1 protein-coding gene and 1 pseudogene are annotated in these 23,006 nt (G+C 70.5%); both read left to right on the top strand.

Annotation, left to right across the window (positions count from 1 at the left end):
• Nucleotides 1-18 precede the first annotated feature (18 nt).
• Nucleotides 19-1,590 (top strand): annotated as a pseudogene (locus J2Z30_RS52210) (acyltransferase domain-containing protein); the annotation flags it as partial.
• 81 nt (nt 1,591-1,671) lie between these two features.
• Nucleotides 1,672-22,995: a type I polyketide synthase gene (locus tag J2Z30_RS50585; protein ID WP_443732401.1), complete on the top strand. Its 21,324-nt coding sequence runs from the start codon at nt 1,672-1,674 to the stop codon at nt 22,993-22,995.
• Nucleotides 22,996-23,006 lie beyond the last annotated feature (11 nt).

Below are 23,006 nucleotides of genomic sequence, written 5' to 3'. Positions count from 1 at the left end.
GGGCCTGGCGAATCGGAAATGTTCGGCGAGCGGGATGGGTCGGTGGTGCCGTGGGTGGTGTCGGCGAAGACGGCGGCGGGGGTGCGGGCGCAGGCCGATCGGTTGAGGGCGTTTGTGGAGGAGCGGCCGGGGTTGGAGCCGGTGGATGTGGGGTGGTCGCTGGTGTCCCGGACTGCGTTCGATTATCGCGCGGTGGTGGTGGGCGCTGATCGGGAGTCGTTGCTGGCGGCCTTGGAAAGCGTGGATGTCGCGGTGGTCGTGCGTGGTGGGCTGGCGTTGATGTTTACCGGTCAGGGCAGTCAGATCTCGGGTATGGGCCGGGAGTTGTATGCGGCGTTTCCGGTGTTCGCGGCGGCGTTTGATGAGGTGTGTGCGGTCTTCGAGCCGGGTCTTGTGCGGGTCGATGGAGAGTCGCTGGATCAGACCGGGTTCGCGCAGCCGGCGTTGTTCGCGGTGGAGGTGGCGCTTTTCCGGCTTCTTGAGTCGTGGGGTGTGCAGCCGGATTACTTGCTGGGTCATTCCATCGGTGAGGTGGCGGCGGCGCATGTGGCCGGGGTGTTGTCTCTTGAGGACGCGGCGAAGCTGGTGTCCGCGAGGGGCCGGTTGATGCAGGCCCTTCCTTCGGGTGGGGCGATGGTGTCGATTCAGGCGTCTGAAGCCGAAGTCAGGCCGTGGTTGACGGATCGGGTGGGACTGGCGGCGGTCAATGGTCCGGCGTCGGTGGTGGTGTCCGGGGATGAGGACGCGGTGGTCGAGATCGCCGCACGGTTTGAGAAGTCGCGGCGTTTGCGGGTGAGTCACGCGTTCCATTCGCCGTTGATGGAGCCGATGTTGGGTGAGTTCCGGGAAGTGGTGTCCTCGCTGAGGTTCCACGCCCCGCAGATCCCGGTCGTGTCGACGGTGACCGGCGGGCTGCTGACTGCGGACGCCGAGTACTGGGTGGAGCAGGTGCGGGCGACGGTGCGGTTCGCGGATGGGGTGCGGGAGCTGGGTGAGAGGGGTGTGCGGACGTTTCTGGAGGTGGGGCCGGGCGGGGTGTTGGCGGCGATGGCCCAGGAGAGTTTGGGCGATGACGCGGCGGCGTTCGCGACCTTGCGCAAGGACGGTTCGGAGCCGTTGGCGGTGGTTGGGGCGGTGGGGAAGGCGTACGCGCGTGGTGTCGGGGTTGATTGGAAAGCGTTGCTGGCGGGCGGGCGCAGGGTCGAGCTGCCGACGTACGCGTTCCAACGGGAACGGTACTGGGTGGACGATGCACCCGCCGTGGGTGACGTCGGCTCGGCCGGGCTGGGGGCGGCCAACCATCCGTTGCTCGGGGCGGCGGTCTCCCTGGCCGACGCGGAAGGCATGCTGCTGACCGGCCGGGTGTCTCAGCGCACCCACCCGTGGCTGACCGGCAACGTGGCCGGCGGTCAGGTGGTCATGCCCGCCGCGGCCCTCGTCGAGCTGGCCTTGCGGGCGGGCGACGAGGTCGGGTACGAGCGCGTGGAAGAGCTTGCGGTCGAGGCGCCGCTGGTGGTGCCCGAGCGGGCGGGCGTGCAGGTTCAGGTCGCGGTCGGGGGGCCGGACGGGTCGGGGCATCGGGCTTTCAGTGTGCACGCCAGGGTCGAGGACGAGGAGTGGGTCCGGTACGCCGCCGGGGTGCTCGTCCGGGACGCGGCCCCGGAGCCGCCGATGATGGTCGCGTGGCCGCCTGCGGGGGCCGTGCCGATCGAGGTCGAGGGGTTGTACGACGAGCTCGCCGAGGCGGGGTACTCCCCGGGACCTGCGTTTCGAGGGCTGACCGGGGCCTGGCAGAGCGGGGACACGCTGTACGCCGAGGCCGCCCTGCCCGAGCCGACGACGAACGATGCCGCCGCATTCGGCCTGCATCCCGCGCTGTTCGAAGCGGCCCTGCACGTGCTCGGGGCCCGAGCGGCACAGTCGTTCGCGGGCGTCACGTTGCACGCCGCCGGCGCGACAGCGGTCCGCGTACGGATCAGGCCGCTGGACCCGGACACGGTGGCGCTCGACGTGGCCGACGGGCTCGGGCAGCCGGTCGCGTCGGTTGAACGAGTGGTGCTGGGCCCGGTGGCCGAACTGCTCGCGCCCGGTCGGCGGGACTCGGTCTTCCGGGTCGACTGGGTCCCTGCACCGGCCGGCCGGACCGCCGCGATGGCCGAACCAGAGATCACGACGGTACGGGCGGGCGACGGCCGGTCGGCCGAAGCCGTACACGATGCGGTCGCCGAAGGGCTGGAGACCCTGCAGTCCTGGCTGGCGGAGCCCCGGTCGGCCGGATCGCGCCTCGTGTTCGTGACTCGCGGGGCCGTGGCGACCGGCGCCGACGAGGACATCACCGACCTGGCCGCCGCCGCGGTCTGGGGCCTGGTCCGGTCCGCGCAGGCGGAGAACCCGGGCCGGTTCGTCCTGGTCGACCTCGACGGGGACGACACCTCGGCGCTCCCGACCGCGTTGGCGAGCGGCGAGCAGCAAGTGGCCGTCCGCGCTGGTTCCGTGCTCGTACCCCGACTCGTACGGCTCGGTACGGACGGAGCGGCCCCGCCGTTGCTCGAACCCGGGGGCACGGTGCTCGTCACCGGGGGCACGGGCACGCTCGGCGCCCTGATCGCGCGGCACCTGGTCGCCGAGCACGGCGCGCGGCACCTGCTGCTGACCAGCCGCCGGGGATCGGTGGCGGACGGCGCCTCCGAGCTGGTCGCCGAGCTGGCCGGGATGGGGGCCGAAGCCACGGTGGTGGCGTGCGACGCGGCCGACCGGGAAGCGCTCGCCGAGGTCCTGAGCGGCATCCCGGCCGAACACCCGCTGACCGCCGTCATCCACACCGCCGGCGTCGCCGACGACGGCCTGCTCACCTCGATGACCAGGCAGCGCGTGGACGCCGTCCTGCGCCCGAAGGTGGACGCGGTCCTCAACCTGCACGAGCTCACCGCCGGCGACGACCTCACATCCTTCGTGGTGTTCTCCTCGGCGGCCGCGGTCTTCGGCGGCGCCGGGCAAGCCAACTACGCGGCCGCCAACGCGTTCGCGGACGCCTTCGCTCAGCATCGGAAGGCTTCGGGGCGGCCCGCGTCCGCGCTGAGCTGGGGCCTGTGGGCGCAACGCAGCGGTGTGACCGGACACCTGGCGGACACGGACCTGAACCGGATGGCCCGGGCCGGTCTGGTACCCCTGAGCAACGACGAAGGTCTGGCGCTGTTCGACTCCGCCCGGTCCTCCGCGTACGCCCACACCGTCCCGATCCGCCTGAACGTTGCCGCCCTGCGCCGGGGCGGGGACGACGTGCCGCCACTGCTGAGCACCCTGGTCGGCCGTGCCCGTCGCTCCCGCACCGGCACCGGAACCCTGGCGCACCTGCCGGCCGCCGAGCGCGCCGAGTTCCTGATCGGCCTGGTCCGTTCGCACGCCGCGGTAGTGCTCGGACGGCCCGGATCCGGCCCGATCGATTCCGGAAAAGCCTTCCGGGACCTGGGGTTCGACTCGCTGACCGCGGTCGAACTGCGCAACCGATTGAGTACGGCCACCGGCCTGCCGTTGCCCGCCACGGTGGTGTTCGACTACCCGACGGCGCAGGCGCTGGCCGACCATCTCGAAACCGAACTGCTCGGCGTCCAGCCCGCCGCTCCGGTCGCCGCGGCCACGGCAACCGACACCGATCCGATCGTCGTCGTGTCGATGAGTTGCCGTTTCCCCGGCGGTGTGACGACCCCCGAGGAACTATGGCAGCTCCTCGAATCCGACGGCGACGTCATCTCCACGTTCCCTGTCGATCGCGGCTGGGAAATCGAAGGACTCTACGATCCAGATCCCGACGCAGTGGGCAAGACGTACTCGATCGCGGGTGGCTTTCTCGAGGCCGTGAGCGATTTCGACGCCGGTTTCTTCGGGATCAGCCCGCGCGAGGCTGTGGCGATGGATCCGCAGCAGCGTCTGCTGTTGGAGACGGCGTGGGAGGCGTTCGAGCAAGCGGGAATCGACCCGGAATCGTTGCGGGGGAGCCGAACCGGGGTTTTCGTCGGCAGCAACGGACAGGACTACGCGTTGCGGCTCGGCCGGGTGGCGTCGGGCGTCGAAGGCTATCTGGCCAGTGGCAGCTCGGCCAGCGTCGCATCGGGCCGCGTCTCGTACACGTTCGGCCTGGAGGGCCCGGCGGTGACGGTGGACACGGCCTGCTCGTCATCGCTGGTGGCGCTGCATCTGGCCGCCCAGGCGTTGCGGCAGGGCGAGTGTTCGATGGCGCTCGCGGGCGGGGTGACGGTGATGTCGTCGCCGTATTCGTTCGTGGAGTTCAGTCGTCAGCGCGGCCTCGCGGCCGATGGCCGGTGCAAATCCTTTTCGGGTGCGGCCGATGGGACGGGCTGGTCGGAGGGCGTCGGCTGGCTGTTGTTGGAGCGCCTGTCCGATGCGGAACGGCTCGGGCATGAAGTGCTTGCTGTGGTGCGGGGTTCGGCGGTGAATCAGGATGGTGCGTCGAATGGTTTGACGGCGCCGAATGGTCCTGCTCAGCAGCGGGTGATTCGTCAGGCGCTGGCCAATGCGGGGTTGTCTCCGGCTGATGTTGATGTGGTCGAGGCGCATGGCACGGGGACGCGTTTGGGTGACCCGATCGAGGCGCAGGCTTTGCTCGCGACCTATGGCCAGGATCGGGATCAGCCGCTGTTGCTCGGGTCGATCAAGTCGAATATCGGTCATACGCAGGCGGCTGCTGGTGTGGCTGGTGTGATCAAGATGGTGCTGGCGATGCGGCATGGGGTGGTGCCGCGGACGTTGCACGTGGATGAGCCGTCGCCGGAGGTGGACTGGTCTTCGGGTGCGGTGTCTTTGGCGACTTCGCAGGTTGCTTGGCCCGTTGTTGGTCGGGTGTGTCGGTCGGCGGTGTCGTCGTTCGGTGTGAGCGGTACCAATGCGCATGTGGTGCTCGAGGCTGCTCCGGGTAAGACGGATGAGTCGGAAGCGCGTCTCAGGGTGCCGGTGGTGCCGTGGGTGGTGTCGGCGAAGACGGCGGCGGGGGTGCGGGCGCAGGCGTTGCGGTTGAGGGCGTTTGTGGAGGAGCGGCCGGGGTTGGAGCCGGTGGATGTGGGTTGGTCGCTGGTGTCCCGGACTGCGTTCGATTATCGCGCGGTGGTGGTGGGTGAAGACCGGGAGTCGTTGCTGGCGGCCTTGGAAAACGTGGATGTCGCGGCGGTCGCGCGTGGTGGGCTGGCGTTGATGTTTACCGGTCAGGGCAGTCAGATCTCGGGTATGGGCCGGGAGTTGTATGCGGCGTTTCCGGTGTTCGCGGCGGCTTTTGATGAGGTGTGTGCGGTCTTCGAGCCGGGTCTTGTGCGGGTCGATGGAGAGTCGCTGGATCAGACCGGGTTCGCGCAGCCGGCGTTGTTCGCGGTGGAGGTGGCGCTTTTCCGGCTTCTTGAGTCGTGGGGTGTGCAGCCGGACTACCTCCTTGGCCATTCCATCGGTGAGGTGGCGGCGGCTCATGTGGCCGGGGTGTTGTCTCTTGAGGACGCGGCGAAGCTGGTGTCCGCGAGGGGCCGGTTGATGCAGGCCCTTCCTTCGGGTGGGGCGATGGTGTCGATTCAGGCGTCTGAAGCCGAAGTCAGGCCGTGGTTGACGGATCGGGTGGGACTGGCGGCGGTCAATGGTCCGGCGTCGGTGGTGGTGTCCGGGGATGAGGACGCGGTGGTCGAGATCGCCGCACGGTTTGAGAAGTCGCGGCGTTTGCGGGTGAGCCATGCGTTCCACTCGCCGTTGATGGAGCCGATGCTGGCGGAGTTGCGGGAAGTGGTGTCGTCGCTGACCTTCCGCACGCCCGAGATTCCCATCGTGTCGACGGTGACGGGCGGGCTGCTGACTGCGGATGCCGAGTACTGGGTGGAGCAGGTGCGGGCGACGGTGCGGTTCGCGGATGGGGTGCGGGAGCTGGGCAATCGGGGTGTGCGGACGTTGTTGGAGGTGGGGCCGGGCGGTGTGCTGGCGGCGATGGCCCAGGAGAGCCTGGACGATGACGCGGCGGCGTTCGCGATGTTGAGGAAGGACGTTGCCGAGCCCCGGGCGGCGGTCGCCGCGCTCGGGCGGCTCTACGAGCGTGGCGTACCGGTGGACGTGAAGGCGCTGGTGTCGGGCGGCCGCAGGGTTGAGCTGCCGACGTACGCGTTCCAACGGGAACGGTACTGGCTAGACGCGGCACCGCAGGCGAGCGAGGGTGAGGTCGGCCATCCGTTGCTGGCGACCGTCGTGTCGCTGCCGGATGCGGGTGGGGTGATCCTGACCGGGAAGGTGTCGACGCGGAGCCCTTCCTGGGCGGCGGATCACGTCGTACTCGGTATGCGGCTGCTGCCCTCGACGGCGTTCGTCGAGCTGGTGTTGCGGGCGGCGGACGAGGTCGGCTGCGAGCGAGTCGAGGAGCTGATCCTGCACCGGCCACTGGTCTTGCCCGAGCGGAGTGCGTGCCAGGTGCAGGTCGCCGTCACGGGAGCGGACGCCGCGGGTGGCCGGACGTTCACCGTGCACGCCCGTACGGATGAAGGCGAGTGGGCGCGGCACGCTTCCGGTGCCCTCACGACGGGTGCGTCGGCCGAGCCGAGCGGAATGGCCGAATGGCCGCCGGCCGGTGCGGTGCGCCTCGACGTCGACGAGTTGTCTGCGGAGTTGGTCGGCGCGGGACACGAATACGGACCGGCCGGGCAAGGTCTGAGCGGGGCCTGGCAGCGCGAGGACACGCTGTACGCGGAGGTCCGACTGCCGGGTGAGGACGCTTCTGGGTACGGCCTCCACCCGATGTTGTTCGACACCGCGCTGCAGGTGCTCGGGGCCGATGGGGGATTGCCGCATTCCTTCAGCGGAATCAGGCTGCACGCCGGTGAGGCGGCGGTGGGCCGGGTACGGCTGACCCGGCTCGGCCCGGACACGGTCACGGTGGAGTTCGCCGACGGGGCGGGTCGGCCGGTCGCCTCGGTGGAGCGTGTGACGGTACGACCGGTCTCCGAAGTCGAGTTCGGCGGCGGTCGGCCGGATTCGCTGTTCGAGGTGAGCTGGGTGCCCGTGTCGGCGGCTCCGGTGGACGGTGGGAAGACGGTTGTGCTCGGGGCGGGCGGCTTTGCCGATCTGGTGGACGCCGAGCCGGACGTGGTGCTGGTCGAGCGCTCCTGGGACACGTCCGACGGGGTCGCCGGGGTTGTACACGCGGCGGTACGCGAGGCGCTCGATCTGATCCAGGCGTGGCTGGCCGAACCGGGGTTGAGTGCGGCCCGGCTGGTGTTCGTGACCCGGGGCGCGGTGGCGGTCGGCGGCGGCGAGGAGGTCTCGGATCTGGCCGGTGCGGCCGTGTGGGGGCTGGTCCGGTCGGCTCAGTCCGAGCACCCGGGCCGGTTCGGGCTGGCCGACCGGGACGGGAACAGCACGGTCGCGCTCCCGGCCGGCGAGGCCCAGGTGGCGTTCCGGGGCGGCGAAGTGTTCGTGCCTCGGCTGGCCCGCGTCGCCGGCGTCGGCGACCGGCCTCGCTTGGACCCGGGCGGCACGGTTCTGGTCACCGGTGGCACGGGCACGCTCGGCGGGGTGATCGCCCGGCATCTCGTGTCGGCGTACGGGATCAAGAAGCTGGTGTTGATCGGCCGCAGCGGGCCGCAGGCACCCGGGGCCCGGCAACTGGCCGCCGATCTGGCCGAGTTGGGCGCCAACGCCGCCCTGGTCGCCTGCGACGCGGCCGACCGGGAAGCCCTGGCCGCGGTGCTGGCGGACATCCCGGCGGAGCATCCGCTGACCGCCGTGGTCCACGCCGCGGGCATCGTGGACGACGGCCTCCTCGCATCGATGACCGGGCCGCAGCTGGACGCCGTACTGCGGCCGAAGGTCGACGCAGTGGTCAACCTCCACGAACTGACCGCGGGGCTCCAACTCGCCGCGTTCGTCACCTTCTCCTCGTCCGCGGCGGTGTTCGGGGCGCCCGGACAGGGCAACTACGCCGCGGCGAACGCCTTCCTCGACGCGTTCGCCGGACATCGCCGGGCGCTCGGACTACCGGCCGCGTCGCTCGGCTGGGGGCTGTGGGCGCAACGCAGCGGGGTCAGCGGGCACCTGGACGCCGTCGGCACCGGGCGGCTGGCGCGCGCGGGCCTGGTGCCCCTGGCCGGCGAAGAGGCGCTGGCGTTGTTCGACGCGGCGTGTGCGGCCGGGCGGGCGCACACTGTCCCCGCGCGGCTGAACCTGGCCGCCCTACGAAGCGGCCACGACGATGTGCCACCGGTACTGCGCGGCCTCGTACCGCGTCGGCGGAAAGCCGATGCGGGGTCGGTCGAGCCGCTGGCGGTGATGAGCGGGGACGAGCGCACCGCCTTCCTGGTCGACCTGGTCCGTACCCACGCCGCCGTGGTGCTCGGGCGATCCGGGGCGGCCGCGGTCGACGCCGAGCGCGCGTTCCGCGAACTGGGGTTCGACTCGCTGACCGCGGTGGAGCTGCGCAACCGGCTGGCCAAGGCCACCGGCTTGCGGCTGCCGGCCACGGTGGTCTTCGACTATCCGAGCGCCCAGGCGCTCGCCGGTCACCTTGAGGCCGAACTGCTGGGCAACCGGGTCGACCTGAGCGCGCCGGTGGTTGTCGCCGGTGCCGTCGAGGACGACCCGATCGTCGTGGTTTCGATGAGTTGCCGCTTCCCCGGTGGGGTGAGCACGCCCGAGGAACTGTGGGAGCTGCTGTCCAGCGGAGGCGACGCGATCACCGGCTTCCCGACGGACCGGGGCTGGGACATCGAGGAGCTCTACGACCCCGATCCGGCGGCGGCGGGCAAGACGTACGCGATCGAGGGTGGTTTCCTGCACGACGCCGGCGATTTCGACGCGGCCTTCTTCGGCATCAGCTCGCGCGAAGCAGTCGCCATGGACCCGCAGCAACGGGTGCTGCTGGAGACCGCGTGGGAGGCATTCGAACGCGCCGGCTTCGCCCCCGAGTCGCTGCGCGGCAGCCGGACGGGCGTGTTCGTGGGCAGCAACGGGCAGGACTACGCCTCCCGGCTGACCGCGGTCCCGGAGAGTGTCGAGGGCTACCTCGGGATCGGCAACACCGGAAGCGTCGCCTCGGGCCGGATCTCGTACACCTTCGGCTTGGAAGGTCCGGCGGTGACGGTCGACACGGCCTGTTCGTCGTCGTTGGTGGCGTTGCATCTGGCAGCCCAGGCGCTGCGCCAAGGCGAGTGTTCGATGGCGCTCGCGGGTGGGGTCACGGTCATGTCGACGCCGTACACGTTCGTCGAGTTCAGCCGCCAGCGCGGCCTCTCGGCCGATGGCCGGTGCAAGGCCTTCGCGGCGGGCGCGGATGGTACGGGGTGGGGCGAGGGTGCGGGGTGGTTGCTCTTGGAGCGCTTGTCCGACGCCGAACGGCTCGGGCATGAAGTGCTTGCTCTGGTACGGGGTTCGGCGGTCAACCAGGACGGCGCGTCGAATGGTTTGACGGCTCCGAACGGTCCTTCGCAGCAGCGCGTGATCCGTCAGGCGCTGGCCAATGCGCGGTTGTCTCCGGCTGATGTGGATGTGGTGGAGGCGCACGGGACGGGTACCACGTTGGGTGACCCGATCGAGGCCCAGGCGCTGCTGGCGACGTACGGGCAGGACCGGGATCGGCCGCTGCTGTTGGGGTCGATCAAGTCGAATATCGGTCATACGCAGGCGGCTGCTGGTGTGGCTGGTGTGATCAAGATGGTGTTGGCGATGCGGCATGGGGTGGTGCCGCGGACGTTGCATGTGGATGAGCCGTCGCCGGAGGTGGATTGGTCTTCGGGTGCGGTGTCTTTGGCGACGTCGCAGGTGCCGTGGCCCGATGTGGACCGGGTGTGTCGGTCGGCGGTGTCGTCGTTCGGTGTGAGCGGTACGAACGCGCATGTGGTCCTGGAAGCAGCGCCGGACGGACCAGAAACATCCGAGAGGCGGTCTGAGGCCGCGGCGCCGTGGGTGGTGTCGGCGAAAACCGAAGAGGGCGTACGCGAACAGGTTGAGCGGTTGACGGCGTTCGTGGCCGAGCGTCCCGGTCTCGATCCGGTGGATGTGGGCTGGTCGCTGGCGTCGCGGTCGGTGTTTGAGTATCGGGCGGTGGTGGGTGAGGGTCTTGTGGTCCGGGCCGGTGGCGGGAAGGTGGTGTTCGTCTTTCCGGGGCAGGGTTCGCAGTGGGCCGGGATGGCGGTGGAGTTGCTGGACCAGTCGCCTGTGTTTGTGAAATCCATTGAGGACTGTGCGGCGGCGTTGTCGGAGTTTGTGGATTGGTCGCTGGTTGAGGTTCTGCGTGGTGGTGGGGGTGAGTTGGATCGGGTTGATGTGGTGCAGCCGGTGTTGTGGGCGGTGATGGTGTCGCTTGCCGAGCTGTGGCGTTCGTATGGTGTTTCGCCGGATGCGGTGGTGGGTCATTCGCAGGGTGAGATTGCGGCTGCGGTGGTGGCGGGTGCGTTGTCGTTGCGGGACGGCGCGCGGGTGGTGGCTTTGCGTAGTCGTGTTCTGCTGCGTATTGCGGGTGTGGGCGGGATGGTGTCGGTTGGGTTGTCGGCGGATGAGGTGCGGGCGCGGCTTGAGGGGCGGCCGTTGGGGATCGCGGCTTATAACGGCCCGAGTTCTGTGGTGGTGTCGGGTCCGGCGGATGCGTTGGATGAGTGGCGGGTGGAGCTGGAGTCGTCGGGTGTGCGTGCTCGGCGGATACCGGTGGATTACGCGTCGCATTCGGCGGATGTGGATGGTTTGCGTGAGGAGATCCTGGAGCTGCTTGCGCCGGTGGCCCCGCGATCCGGTCAAGTCCCGTTCTATTCGGCGCTGACGGGTGAGTTGTTCGATACGAGTGGGTTGGATTGTGGGTATTGGTTTGAGAGCTTGCGTCGGCCGGTGTTGTTTGAGCAGGCGACCCGGGCGTTGGTGGGGGATGGGCATGGGGTGTTGATCGAGTGCAGTCCGCATCCGGTGCTGACTGTTGGTGTGCAGGAAGTTGCTGTGGGGTCGTTGCGGCGTGATGACGGCGGGCTGCAACGGTTCCTGACGTCGGTGGCCGAGGCGTGGACGCATGGGGTCGAGGTCGACTGGAAGGCGGTTTATCCGCGGGGAAAGCAGGTTCAGCTACCGACTTATGCGTTCCAGCGGGAGCGGTATTGGCTGGACGTGGCGCCGCTGGGTGAGGCGGGGCATCCGTTGGGGACGGCGGTCTCGCTGGCGCGTGACGGCGGCCTGGTGATGACCGGGCGGGTGTCGTTGCGTACGCATCAATGGCTGGCCGGGCATCGGCTGGGAGAGCGCGTCCTGCTGCCGGGGACGGCGTTCGTGGAGCTGGCGTTGCGAGCGAGCGACGAGGTGGGCTGCGACCGTCTCGACGAACTGGTCATCCAGGCGCCGGTAGTGGTGCCGGAGCGCGGGACCGTGCAGGTGCAGATCGCTGTGGCGGGAACGGAGGAGAACGGCCGGCGCGACTTCACCGTGTACGCGCGGGCCGACGAGCAATCGCCGTGGACGCAGCACGCCACCGGAACCCTCTCGCAGGCCATTCCGGTCGACGCGGTGGTGCTTTCGCCGTGGCCGCCGGCCGGGGCGCGAGCAGTGGACGGGGCCGGTGAGGTCCTGGCCGGGGTGTGGCAGCTCGACGACACCGTGTACGCCGAGGCGCGCCTGCCTCAGGGAATCACGGGGGAGGCTTCGGCGTACGGGCTGCATCCGGTGCTGTTCGACGCGGCCCTGACCGCCTTGCGGGCCACCGGCGCGGAATCCGACACTCTGCCGTTCTCGTTCTCCGGGGTGACCCTGCACGCGACCGGAGCCACCGAGGTACGGCTGCGGCTCTCCCCGGCCGGCCCGGACGCCGTAGCCGTGGACATCGCCGACGGCGTGGGACAACCCGTGGCCTCCGTCGAACGACTTGTGCTCCGCCCGGCTCCCGACGACGCGACGACCGCGTCCGGCACGGCGACGGAGGCGATACGACCGCGGGTAGAGCGGCGGAAAGCACGCTCCTCCACCGGCGGCGGCTCGGGACTGGCGGCGATGCCCGAACCGGAGCGGCTCACCTACCTGGCCGACCTGGTGCGCTCGCACGCGGCTGCGGTCCTCGGCCAGGCCGGCGTCGCGGCGGTCGAAACCGGCCGGGCCTTCAAGGACCTGGGCCTCGACTCCCTGACCGCCGTCGAGCTGCGGACCCGGCTAGCCGAGGCGATCGGCCGGCGGCTGCCCGCGACGGTGGTGTTTGACCACCCGACACCGGCCGCGCTGGTCGAGTTCCTCAACGCGGAAGTGCTCGGCGAACGCCTTGAGGTCGCCGAACCGGTCGTCGCCGCGGCGGTCGACGGCGACCCGATCGTCGTCGTGTCGATGAGCTGCCGCTACCCGGGCGGAGTGACCACGCCGGAAGAACTCTGGCGGCTCGTGGTCGACGGCACCGACGCCATCACCGGCTTCCCGCCGGACCGCGGCTGGGACGTCGACGGCCTCTACGACCCCGACCCCGAGACGCCCGGCAAGAGCTACGTCGTCGAGGGTGGCTTCCTGGACGACGTGAGCGGCTTCGACGCGGCCTTCTTCGGCATCAGCGCCCGCGAGGCGGTGGCGATGGACCCGCAACAGCGGCTCCTGCTCGAAACCGCCTGGGAAGCGTTCGAGCGGGCCGGTCTCGACCCGGGCTCTCTGCATGGCAGCCGCACCGGAGTGTTCGTCGGAACCAGCGGCCAGGACTACATTTCCCGCCTGCACACGGTTCCGGAGGGCGCCGAGGGCTATCTCGTCAGTGGCAGCTCCGCCAGCGTGGCCTCCGGCCGGGTGTCGTACACCTTCGGTCTCGAAGGCCCGGCGGTCACGGTGGACACGGCCTGCTCGTCGTCGTTGGTTGCTTTGCATTTGGCCGCGCAGGCGTTGCGCCAGGGCGAATGCTCGATGGCCCTTGCGGGTGGCGTCATGGTGATGTCGACGCCCGACGTCTTTGTCGAGTTCAGCCGCCAGCGCGGCCTCGCGGCCGACGGCCGGTGCAAATCCTTCTCCGGTACGGCCGATGGAACCGGCTGGTCGGAGGGCGTCGGCTGGCTCCTGCTGGAGCGCCAGTCGGATGCGGAACGTCAAGGACACGAAATCCTTGCTTTCGTGCGGGGTTCGGCGGTGAATCAGGATGGTGCGTCGAATGGTTTGACGGCGCCGAATGGTCCTGCTCAGCAGCGGGTGATCCGTCAGGCGCTGGCCAACGCGGGGTTGTCTCCGGCTGACGTTGATGTGGTCGAGGCGCACGGAACCGGAACCCGGTTGGGCGACCCGATCGAGGCCCAGGCTCTGCTCGCGACCTACGGGCAAGATCGGGTGCAGCCGTTGTTGCTGGGGTCGATCAAGTCGAACATCGGTCATACGCAGGCGGCTGCTGGTGTGGCCGGTGTCATCAAGATGGTCCTCGCCATGCGCCATGGGGTGGTGCCGCAGACGTTGCACGTGGACTCGCCGTCGCCGGAGGTGGACTGGGCTTCCGGTGCCGTTTCGCTGGCGACTTCGCGATTGGAGTGGCCTGCTGTTGGTCGGGTGTGTCGGTCGGCGGTGTCGTCGTTCGGTGTGAGCGGCACCAATGCGCACGTGGTGCTCGAGGCCGCTCCTGGCAAGACGGATGAGTCGGAAACGCGTCCCAGGGTGCCGGTGGTGCCGGTGGTGCCGTGGGTGGTGTCGGCGAAGACGGCGGCGGGGGTGCGGGCGCAGGCGTTGCGGTTGAGGGCGTTTGTGGAGGAGCGGCCGGGGTTGGAGCCGGTGGATGTGGGTTGGTCGCTGGCATCGCGGCCTCTGTTCGATCATCGCGCGGTGGTGGTGGGCGCCGATCGGGATGAGCTGTTGGCGCGCTTGGCGGACGTGGAAGCCGAAGCGGTCGCCCGGGGTGCTCTGGCGTTGATGTTCACCGGTCAGGGCAGTCAGACCCCGGGCATGGGTCGTGGTTTGTATGAGGTGTTCCCGGTGTTCGCGGCGGCGTTTGATGAGGTGTGCGCGGTGTTCGAGCCGGGTCTGCTCCTGGCCGATGTCGAAGCTCTGGATCGGACGGAGCACGCGCAGCCCGCGTTGTTCGCGCTCGAAGTGGCGCTTTTCCGGCTTCTTGAGTCGTGGGGGATCGCCCCCGACTACCTGCTGGGTCATTCGATCGGTGAGGTGGCGGCGGCGCATGTGGCCGGGGTGTTGTCTCTTGAGGACGCGGCGAAGCTGGTGTCCGCGAGGGGCCGGTTGATGCAGGCGCTCCCGTCTGGTGGGGCGATGGTGTCGATTCAGGCGTCTGAAGCTGAAGTCAGGCCGTGGTTGACGGATCGGGTTGCCATCGCGGCGGTGAACGGTCCGGTGTCGGTGGTGGTGTCCGGGGATGAGGACGTGGTCCTGGCGGTTGCGGCGCGGTTTGCCAAGTCGCGGCGTTTGCGGGTGAGTCACGCGTTCCATTCGCCGTTGATGGAGCCGATGTTGGGTGAGTTCCGGGAAGTGGTGTCCTCGCTGAGGTTCCACGCTCCGCAGATCCCGGTCGTGTCGACGGTGACCGGCGGGCTGCTGACTGCGGACGCCGAGTACTGGGTGGAGCAGGTGCGGGCGACGGTGCGGTTCGCGGATGGGGTGCGGGAGCTGGGTGATAGGGGTGTGCGGACGTTTCTGGAGGTGGGGCCGGGCGGGGTGTTGGCGGCGATGGCCCAGGAGAGTTTGGGCGATGACGCGGCGGCGTTCGCGACCTTGCGCAAGGACGTTGCGGAGCCACGAGCGGTCGTCGGCGCGGCCGGGAGGCTGCATGTCCGGGGCATCCGGCTCGACTGGAAGGCTCTGATGCCGGGCGGGAGGCGGGTTGACCTGCCGGTCTATGCCTTCCAGCATGAGCGGTACTGGTTGGAGGCCACCTCGTCGGCTGCGGACGTCACCTCGGTCGGGCTCGGGGCGGCGAACCATCCGCTGCTTGGTGCGGCGGTGTTCCGGGCGGACGGTGAGGGCGTCCTGCTGACCGGCCGGATCTCGTTGCGTACGCATTCCTGGCTGGCCGACCACACTGTGGTCGGGCGGGTGCTCCTGCCGGGTACCGCGTTCGTGGAGCTGGCTCTGCGCGCGGGTGACGAGGTCGGTTGCGGGCGCGTCGACGAGTTGATCGTGCAGGCGCCGTTGGTGCTGCCGGAGCGCGACGGTGTCCAGGTCCAGGTCGCGGTGGCCGGACCGGACGAAGCCGGGCGGTGCGCATTCACCGTGTACGCGCGCCCGGACGGGGCCACGGAATGGGTCCGTCACGCCTCGGGCACCCTGGGAGGGGCGCAGCCGGGGCAGGCGGTGGACCTGAGTCAGTGGCCGCCGGCCGGGGCCGAGCCGGTCGACGTGAGCGAGGTGTATCCGCGGCTGGTCGACGCGGGCTATGCGTACGGGCCGGTGTTCCAGGGGCTCGCGGCGGCCTGGCGGGGCGACGGGGTGATGTACGCCGAGGTACGCCTGCCCGGCGAGGCGACCCGCGACGCCAGTACGTTCGGCGTCCACCCGGCCCTGCTCGACGCGGCCCAGCACGTGATGAGCGTCGGTGACTTCGGGGACGGTTCCCGGCAGACGGGGCTCCCGTTCTCGTTCAGCGGCGTGACCCTGCACGCGTCCGGGGCCACCGCGGCCCGGGTACGGATGGCGCCGGCCGGAACCGACGCGCTCGCACTGGAGATCGCCGACCCGGCGGGCCGGCCGGTGGTCTCGATCGAGCGGCTGGTGCTGCGGCCGGTGTCCGGCGCGATGGCAGCCGTGGCCCGGCCCGCGCACCACGACTCTCTGTTCCGCGTCGGCTGGGTGCCGGTGGAAACGGGGACCGTCGCGCCGGTCGGGAAATGGGCCGTCCTCGAGGATCGGGAATTCGCCGCGGAACTGACCGCGGCGGGCGTCACGGCGAGCGCGCACAACGACCTCGCCGACGTCGATCCCGCGGCGGGCACCGTGGTGGCACTCATCGGCACCTCGGGCAGCTCGGCGGCCGCGGTTCACGATACGGCCGGACGAGCGCTGGAACTGGTGCGGGCATGGCTGGCGGACGCTCGGCTGAGCGACGCGCGGCTGGTCGTGGTCACCCATGGGGCGGCCGGCGACGACATCACCGACCCGGCCGGCGCGGCGGTGTGGGGGCTGCTGCGATCGGCGCAGGCGGAGAACCCGGGGCGGTTCGTCCTGGCCGACCTCGACGACGGGGGAGCGGCCGCCCTGCCCGGGGCGATGGCGACGGGTGAATCGCAGCTCCTCGTGCGCGACGGCAGCGTGCTGGTGCCCCGGCTGACCCGCCTCGCGGAGGACGCGGGGCTGATCCCGCCGCCTGGACCGGCGTGGCGGCTGGACGTCACCGGCGCCTCGGGGACCGTCGACAACCTGGCCCTGGTGGAGGCGCCGGAGGCCCTGCGCGAGCTCGGCGCCGGTGAGGTACGGCTCGCCGTACGCGCCGCGGGGGTCAATTTCCGGGACGTCCTCGTGGTGCTCGGCCTCTATCCGGGCGACGCGGTCATCGGCGGTGAGGGCGCGGGCGTGGTCCTCGAGACCGGCCCCGGCGTCAGCTCCGTACGCCCGGGCGATGAGGTGTTCGGCATCCTCCCCGACGCCTTCGGCCCGGTGACGGTGACCGACGCCCGGCTGCTGGCCCGCAAACCGGCAGGTTGGTCGTGGGAGCAGGCGGCCGCGGTGCCGATCGTGTACCTGACCGCCTACTACGGACTGGTCGACCTGGCCGCCGCGAGGGCGGGCGAGCGCATCGTCATCCACGCCGCGGCCGGTGGCGTGGGCTTCGCGGCGACGCAACTCGCCCGGCACCTCGGGCTCGAAGTCTTCGGTACGGCGAGCGCGGGCAAGTGGGACGCGTTGCGCGCAGGCGGATTCGACGACGAACACATCGCCGGCTCGCGAACTCTGGACTTCGAACGGCAGTTCCTGGACGCGACCGGGGGCGCCGGCGTGGACGTGGTGCTGGACTGCCTTGCTGGTGAGTTCGTGGACGCCTCGCTGCGCCTGCTGCCGCACGGGGGCCGCTTCCTGGAGCTCGGCAAGACCGACATCCGTGACCCGCGGGCCGTCGCCGAGCGGTATCCGGGCGTCTCCTATCGGGCGTACGACCTGATCGAGGCGGCCGGCGCCGAACGCATCCGGGAGATGCTGGCCGAACTGCTCGAACTGTTCGACCGGGGCGTGCTGGCGCCGCTACCGGTCACGACCTGGGACGTGCGCCGGGGCCGGGACGCCGTCCGGAACCTGAGCCAGGCCAAGCTGGTCGGCAAAGCGGTGCTCACCATCCCGCGCGGGCTCGACCCGGACGGCACCACGCTGATCACCGGCGGCACGGGAGCCCTGGGCGCCCTCGTGGCCCGGCATCTGGTGACCGCGTACCAGGTCAAGCACCTGCTGCTCGCCGGTCGCCGGGGAGCGGATGCGCCCGGCGCAGCGGAGCTTCTCGCCGAGCTGACCGGGCTCGGGGCCCAGGTGACGATGGTGGCTTGCGACGTAGCCGACCGGGACGCCGTCGCGGCGACGCTGGCGAGCATCCCGGCCGCGCACCCGTTGACCGCGGTGGTGCACACCGCCGGAGTGGTCGACGACGGCCTGCTCCCCGCGATGACCACCGACCGGCTCGACGCGGTGCTGCGGCCGAAGGTGGACGCGGTCCTCAACCTGCACGAGCTGACCCGGGAGCTGGACCTTGCGGCCTTCGTGCTGTTCTCGTCCTCCGCCTCCGTCGTGGGGGCGGCAGGCCAGGGCAACTATGCGGCCGCCAACGCCTTCGTGGACGCGTTCGCCCAGCACCGGCAGGCCCAGGGCCTTCCGGCGACCGCGGTGGCCTGGGGCCTGTGGGCCGAGCCGGGCGGCATGACCGGAAACCTGACCGCCATCGACCGCAGCCGGATGGCCCGCGCCGGACTGCTGCCGCTGACCGCCGGCGAAGGACTGGCCCTGTTCGACGCGGCCCGGCGGTCGGACCAGGCCCGAACGGTGGCCATGCGGGTGGATCTCGCGACCTTGCGTACCAACGGCGACAGCGTTCCACCCCTGCTGAGCGCCCTCGTGCCCCGGACCGGACGCCGTACGGCCCGCTCGACCGTGGACTCCGCCGGCCCCGGCCTGGCCGGGCAGCTCGCGGCGATGGACGCGGCCGAACAGGCGACCTTCCTGACCGGCCTGGTGCGCTCGAACATCGCCACCGTGCTGGGCGAGGCCGACGCGGACACAGTCGACCTCGGCAAGCCTTTCCGGGACCTCGGATTCGACTCCCTGACCGCCGTGGAACTGCGCAACCGGCTCGGCGCGGCGACCGGACTACGTCTGCCGGCGACCGTGGTGTTCGATCACCCGACCCCGACGGCCCTGGTCGAGCACCTGCGTCAGGAACTGCTCGGCGAACATGCCTTGGTGGCCACACCGGCCGCCGCCTCGCCGGCCACCGACGACGACCCGATCGTCGTGGTGTCGATGAGCTGCCGCTTCCCGGGCGGTGTGGCGACGCCGGAGGACCTGTGGCGGCTGGTGGCCGACGGCACCGACGCCGTCTCCCGGTTCCCCGACGACCGCGGCTGGGACACCGACGGCCTCTACGACCCGGACCCGGACGCGGTGGGCAAGACGTACGCGATCGAGGGCGGCTTCCTGCACGACGCCGGCGATTTCGACGCCGCGTTCTTCGGCATCAGCCCGCGCGAGGCCGTCGCGATGGACCCGCAACAGCGCCTGCTGCTGGAAACGGCGTGGGAGGCGTTCGAGGCGGCCGGTCTCGACCCGACGTCGTTGCGGGGCAGCCAGACCGGTGTCTTCGCCGGGATCATGCTGAACGACTACGCCTCCCGGCTGCAGTCGGTCCCGGAGGGCGTCGAGGGCTACCTGTCCAGCGGCAGCTCGGCCAGCGTCGCGTCGGGCCGCGTCTCCTATGCGTTCGGCCTCGAGGGCCCGGCGGTCAGCGTGGACACGGCCTGCTCGTCGTCGCTGGTGGCGCTGCACCTGGCCGCCCAGGCGCTGCGGCAGGGCGAATGCTCGCTGGCCCTGGCCGGCGGCGTCACGGTCATGTCGACGCCCTACACCTTCGTGGAGTTCAGCCGTCAGCGCGGCCTCGCGGCCGACGGCCGGTGCAAATCCTTCTCCGGTACGGCCGACGGGACGGGCTGGTCGGAGGGCGTCGGCTGGCTCTTGCTGGAGCGGCAGTCGGATGCGGAACGTCAAGGACATCAAATCCTTGCTTTCGTACGTAGTTCGGCGATCAACCAGGATGGTGCGTCGAATGGTTTGACGGCGCCGAATGGTCCTGCTCAGCAGCGGGTGATTCGTCAGGCGCTGGCCAATGCGGGGTTGTCTCCGGCTGATGTTGATGTGGTCGAGGCGCATGGCACGGGGACGCGTTTGGGTGACCCGATCGAGGCCCAGGCTTTGCTCGCGACCTATGGCCAGGATCGGGATCAGCCGCTGTTGCTCGGGTCGATCAAGTCGAATATCGGTCATACGCAGGCGGCTGCTGGTGTGGCTGGTGTCATCAAGATGGTCCTCGCCATGCGCCATGGGGTGGTGCCGCGGACGTTGCATGTGGATTCGCCGACTCCCGAGGTCGACTGGGCGTCGGGTGGCGTTTCGCTGGTGCTGTCGCAGGTGTCGTGGCCTGCTGTGGACCGGGCTCGACGTGCTGCTGTGTCGTCGTTCGGCGTGAGCGGCACGAACGCGCATGTGGTGCTCGAGGCCGGGCCTGGCGAATCGGAAATGTTCGGCGAGCGGGATGGGTCGGTGGTGCCGTGGGTGGTGTCGGCGAAGACGGCGGCGGGGGTGCGGGCGCAGGCGTTGCGGTTGAGGGCGTTTGTGGAGGAGCGGCCGGGGTTGGAGCCGGTGGATGTGGGTTGGTCGCTGGTGTCCCGGACTGCGTTCGATTATCGCGCGGTGGTGGTGGGTGAAGACCGGGAGTCGTTGCTGGCGGCCTTGGAAAACGTGGATGTCGCGGCGGTCGTGCGTGGTGGGCTGGCGTTGATGTTTACCGGTCAGGGCAGTCAGATCTCGGGTATGGGCCGGGAGTTGTATGCGGCGTTTCCGGTGTTCGCGGCGGCGTTTGATGAGGTGTGTGCGGTCTTCGAGCCGGGTCTTGTGCGGGTCGATGGAGAGTCGCTGGATCAGACCGGGTTCGCGCAGCCGGCGTTGTTCGCGGTGGAGGTGGCGCTTTTCCGGCTTCTTGAGTCGTGGGGTGTGCAGCCGGATTACTTGCTGGGTCATTCGATCGGTGAGGTGGCGGCGGCTCATGTGGCCGGGGTGTTGTCTCTTGAGGACGCGGCGAAGCTGGTGTCCGCGAGGGGGCGGTTGATGCAGGCGCTCCCGTCTGGTGGGGCGATGGTGTCGATCCAGGCGTCTGAAGCTGAAGTCAGGCCGTGGTTGACGGATCGGGTGGGACTGGCGGCGGTCAATGGTCCGGCGTCGGTGGTGGTGTCCGGGGATGAGGACGCGGTGGTTGAGATCGCCGCACGGTTTGAGAAGTCGCGGCGTTTGCGGGTGAGCCATGCGTTCCACTCGCAGTTGATGGAGCCGATGCTGGCGGAGTTGCGGGAAGTGGTGTCGTCGCTGACCTTCCGCACGCCCGAGATTCCCATCGTGTCGACGGTGACCGGTTCGCTTCTGGTCGCCGACCCGGAGTACTGGGTGGAGCAGGTGCGGGCGACGGTGCGGTTCGCGGATGGGGTGCGGGAGCTGGGTGATAGGGGTGTGCGGACGTTGTTGGAGGTGGGGCCGGGCGGTGTGCTGGCGGCGATGGCCCAGGAGAGCCTGGACGATGACGCGGCGGCGTTCGCGATGTTGAGGAAGGACGTTGCCGAGCCCCGGGCGGCGGTCGCCGCGCTCGGGCGGCTCTACGAGCGTGGCGTACCGGTGGACGTGAAGGCGCTGGTGCCGGGCGGCCGCAGGGTTGAGCTGCCGACGTACGCGTTCCAGCGCGAGCGGTACTGGCTGGATGTCACGCCCGCGAACGGCGGCACGACGGTCGACCCGGAGGACGCCCGGTTCTGGGAGGTCGTGGACAACGCCGACCTCGACTCGTTCACGGCGAAACTGGCCGTCGGCCCGGATCAGCCGCTCAGCGACGTGCTCCCGGCTCTGGCCGAGTGGCGACGACGACGCCGGGAACGCTCGGCGGTCCAGGACTGGTTCTACCGTGTGACCTGGCAGCCCGCGGCCATGCCGGAGAACGCCGGGCCCGAAGGCCGCTGGCTGGCGCTGCTGCCCCGCGACGGGGCGGGCGAAGTGCTGCTCGACGGGCTGGTCGCCCAGGGCATGCGGATCAGCCGGATCACCGTGGGGGACATCGACGGGCTGGCGGAGCGACTGGCCGGATCCGCCCCGCAGGGCGTGCTGTCGTTGCTGGCCCTGGACGAGACGCCGGATCCTGACCACCCCGCGATGGCCCGGGGCACGCTGCTGACCGCCGCGACCATCCGCGTACTCGGGGAAGCCGGGATCGAGGCACCGCTGTGGTGCGTCACCGCCGGTGCGGTCGCGACGGGCGACGCCGATCCCGTCCGTAACCCGGTGCAGTCGCAGGTCTGGGGCCTCGGCCGGGTGGCGGCCCTGGAGCACCCGGAGCGCTGGGGCGGCCTGGTCGACCTGCCGGGGATGCCCGACGAGCAGACGTTCGTCCGGATGGCCGCGGTGCTGAGCGGAGGCGGTGACGAGGACCAGATCGCTCTGCGTAACCCGGGGGTTCTGGTCCGGCGGCTGGTGCGGGCGGAGCCCGTCAGTGGACGAGCCGGCGGTGGCTGGCGACCACGGGGAACCGTACTGATCACCGGCGGGACGGGAGCGCTGGGCCGCCAGGTGGCGCACTGGCTGGCCGGCAACGGGGCCGGGCACATCGTTCTGACCAGCCGGAGCGGCAAGAACGCTCCCGGCGCCATGGAGCTGGCGGACGCGCTGATCGGCCGGGGAGTCAAGGTGACGGTCGCGGCCTGCGACGTGACCGATCGGCAAGCGGTGTCCGAACTGGTCGCCGGGCTGCCGGAGCTGACCGCCGTCGTGCACGCGGCCGGTGTGGGCGCGTACCGGTCGCTGGCCGAGAGCAGCGCGGCCGACATCGCCGGGGTCATGGCGGCCAAGGTGGCCGGCGCCGCCCATCTGGACGAGATTCTCGGTGACCGGGAGCTGGATGCGTTCGTCCTGTTCTCGTCGGTCGCGGGAATCTGGGGCAGCGGCCGGCAGAGCGCCTACGCGGCGGCCAACGCGTACCTGGACGCACTGGCGCAGAACCGGCGCTCCCGCGGCCTGGCCGGTACGGCTGTGGCGTGGGGGCCGTGGGGCGGCGGTGGCCTGGTGTCCGACCGGGACGTGGCGGGCCGGCTGAGCCGCCTCGGGCTGGACCAGCTCGCCCCCGGTCAAGCGCTTACCGCCCTGGGCATGGCACTCGAGCGCGACGAGCCGACGGTGACGGTCGCCGACGTCGACTGGGCACGGTTCGCGCCCGCCTTCACCGCGAACCGGGCCCGGCCCCTCATCGGGGAGCTGCCCGAGGTGAGACAGGCCCTCGCGGACGACGAGCCGGCCGAGGTGTCACTGCGGGACGAGCTCGCCGGGATGCCCCGGGAGCAAGCCGCCGGTGTGCTGCTCGACATGGTGCGGACCAACGCCGCGACGGTGCTCGGCCTCGCCGGAGGCGCGACGGTCGAGCCGGACCGGCCCTTCCGGGAGCTGGGCTTCGACTCGCTGACGGCCGTCGAGCTGCGGACCCGGCTGGGGGCGGCCACCGGCCTGCGGCTGCCGGCCACGGTGGTGTTCGACTACCCCACCCCGGTCGCGCTCGCCGGTCATCTCGGCGCCGGATTGCTGGGCGGCGAGCGGGTGGAGGCGTTGCCCGTACTCGCTGAGATCGACCGGTTGGAACGGGCGCTGGAGGCGGCCGCGCAGGGCGGAACCGACCGCGCGCTCGTCACCGCCCGCATGGAGAAGCTGCTGCTCAAGTGGAACACGATCGAGAGTGAGGCCGCCGGTGACGACGACAACGGGTTGGACGCGGCGACGGCCGACGACCTCTTCGACATCATCAACAACGAATTCGGAAGGTCCTGAGCGTGGCGGGC

It is taken from the genome of Streptomyces iranensis, assembly GCF_017874715.1.
Lineage (GTDB): Bacteria > Actinomycetota > Actinomycetes > Streptomycetales > Streptomycetaceae > Streptomyces > Streptomyces iranensis.
Note: the sequence above shows the minus strand (reverse complement) of the source record. Positions and strands in the feature narration are given on the sequence as shown.

Excerpts from the sequence above, each read along its gene's own strand:
- J2Z30_RS50585 (WP_443732401.1), top strand. The coding sequence starts at position 1,672 with ATGATGGTCGCGTGGCCGCCTGCGGGGGCCGTGCCGATCGAGGTCGAG.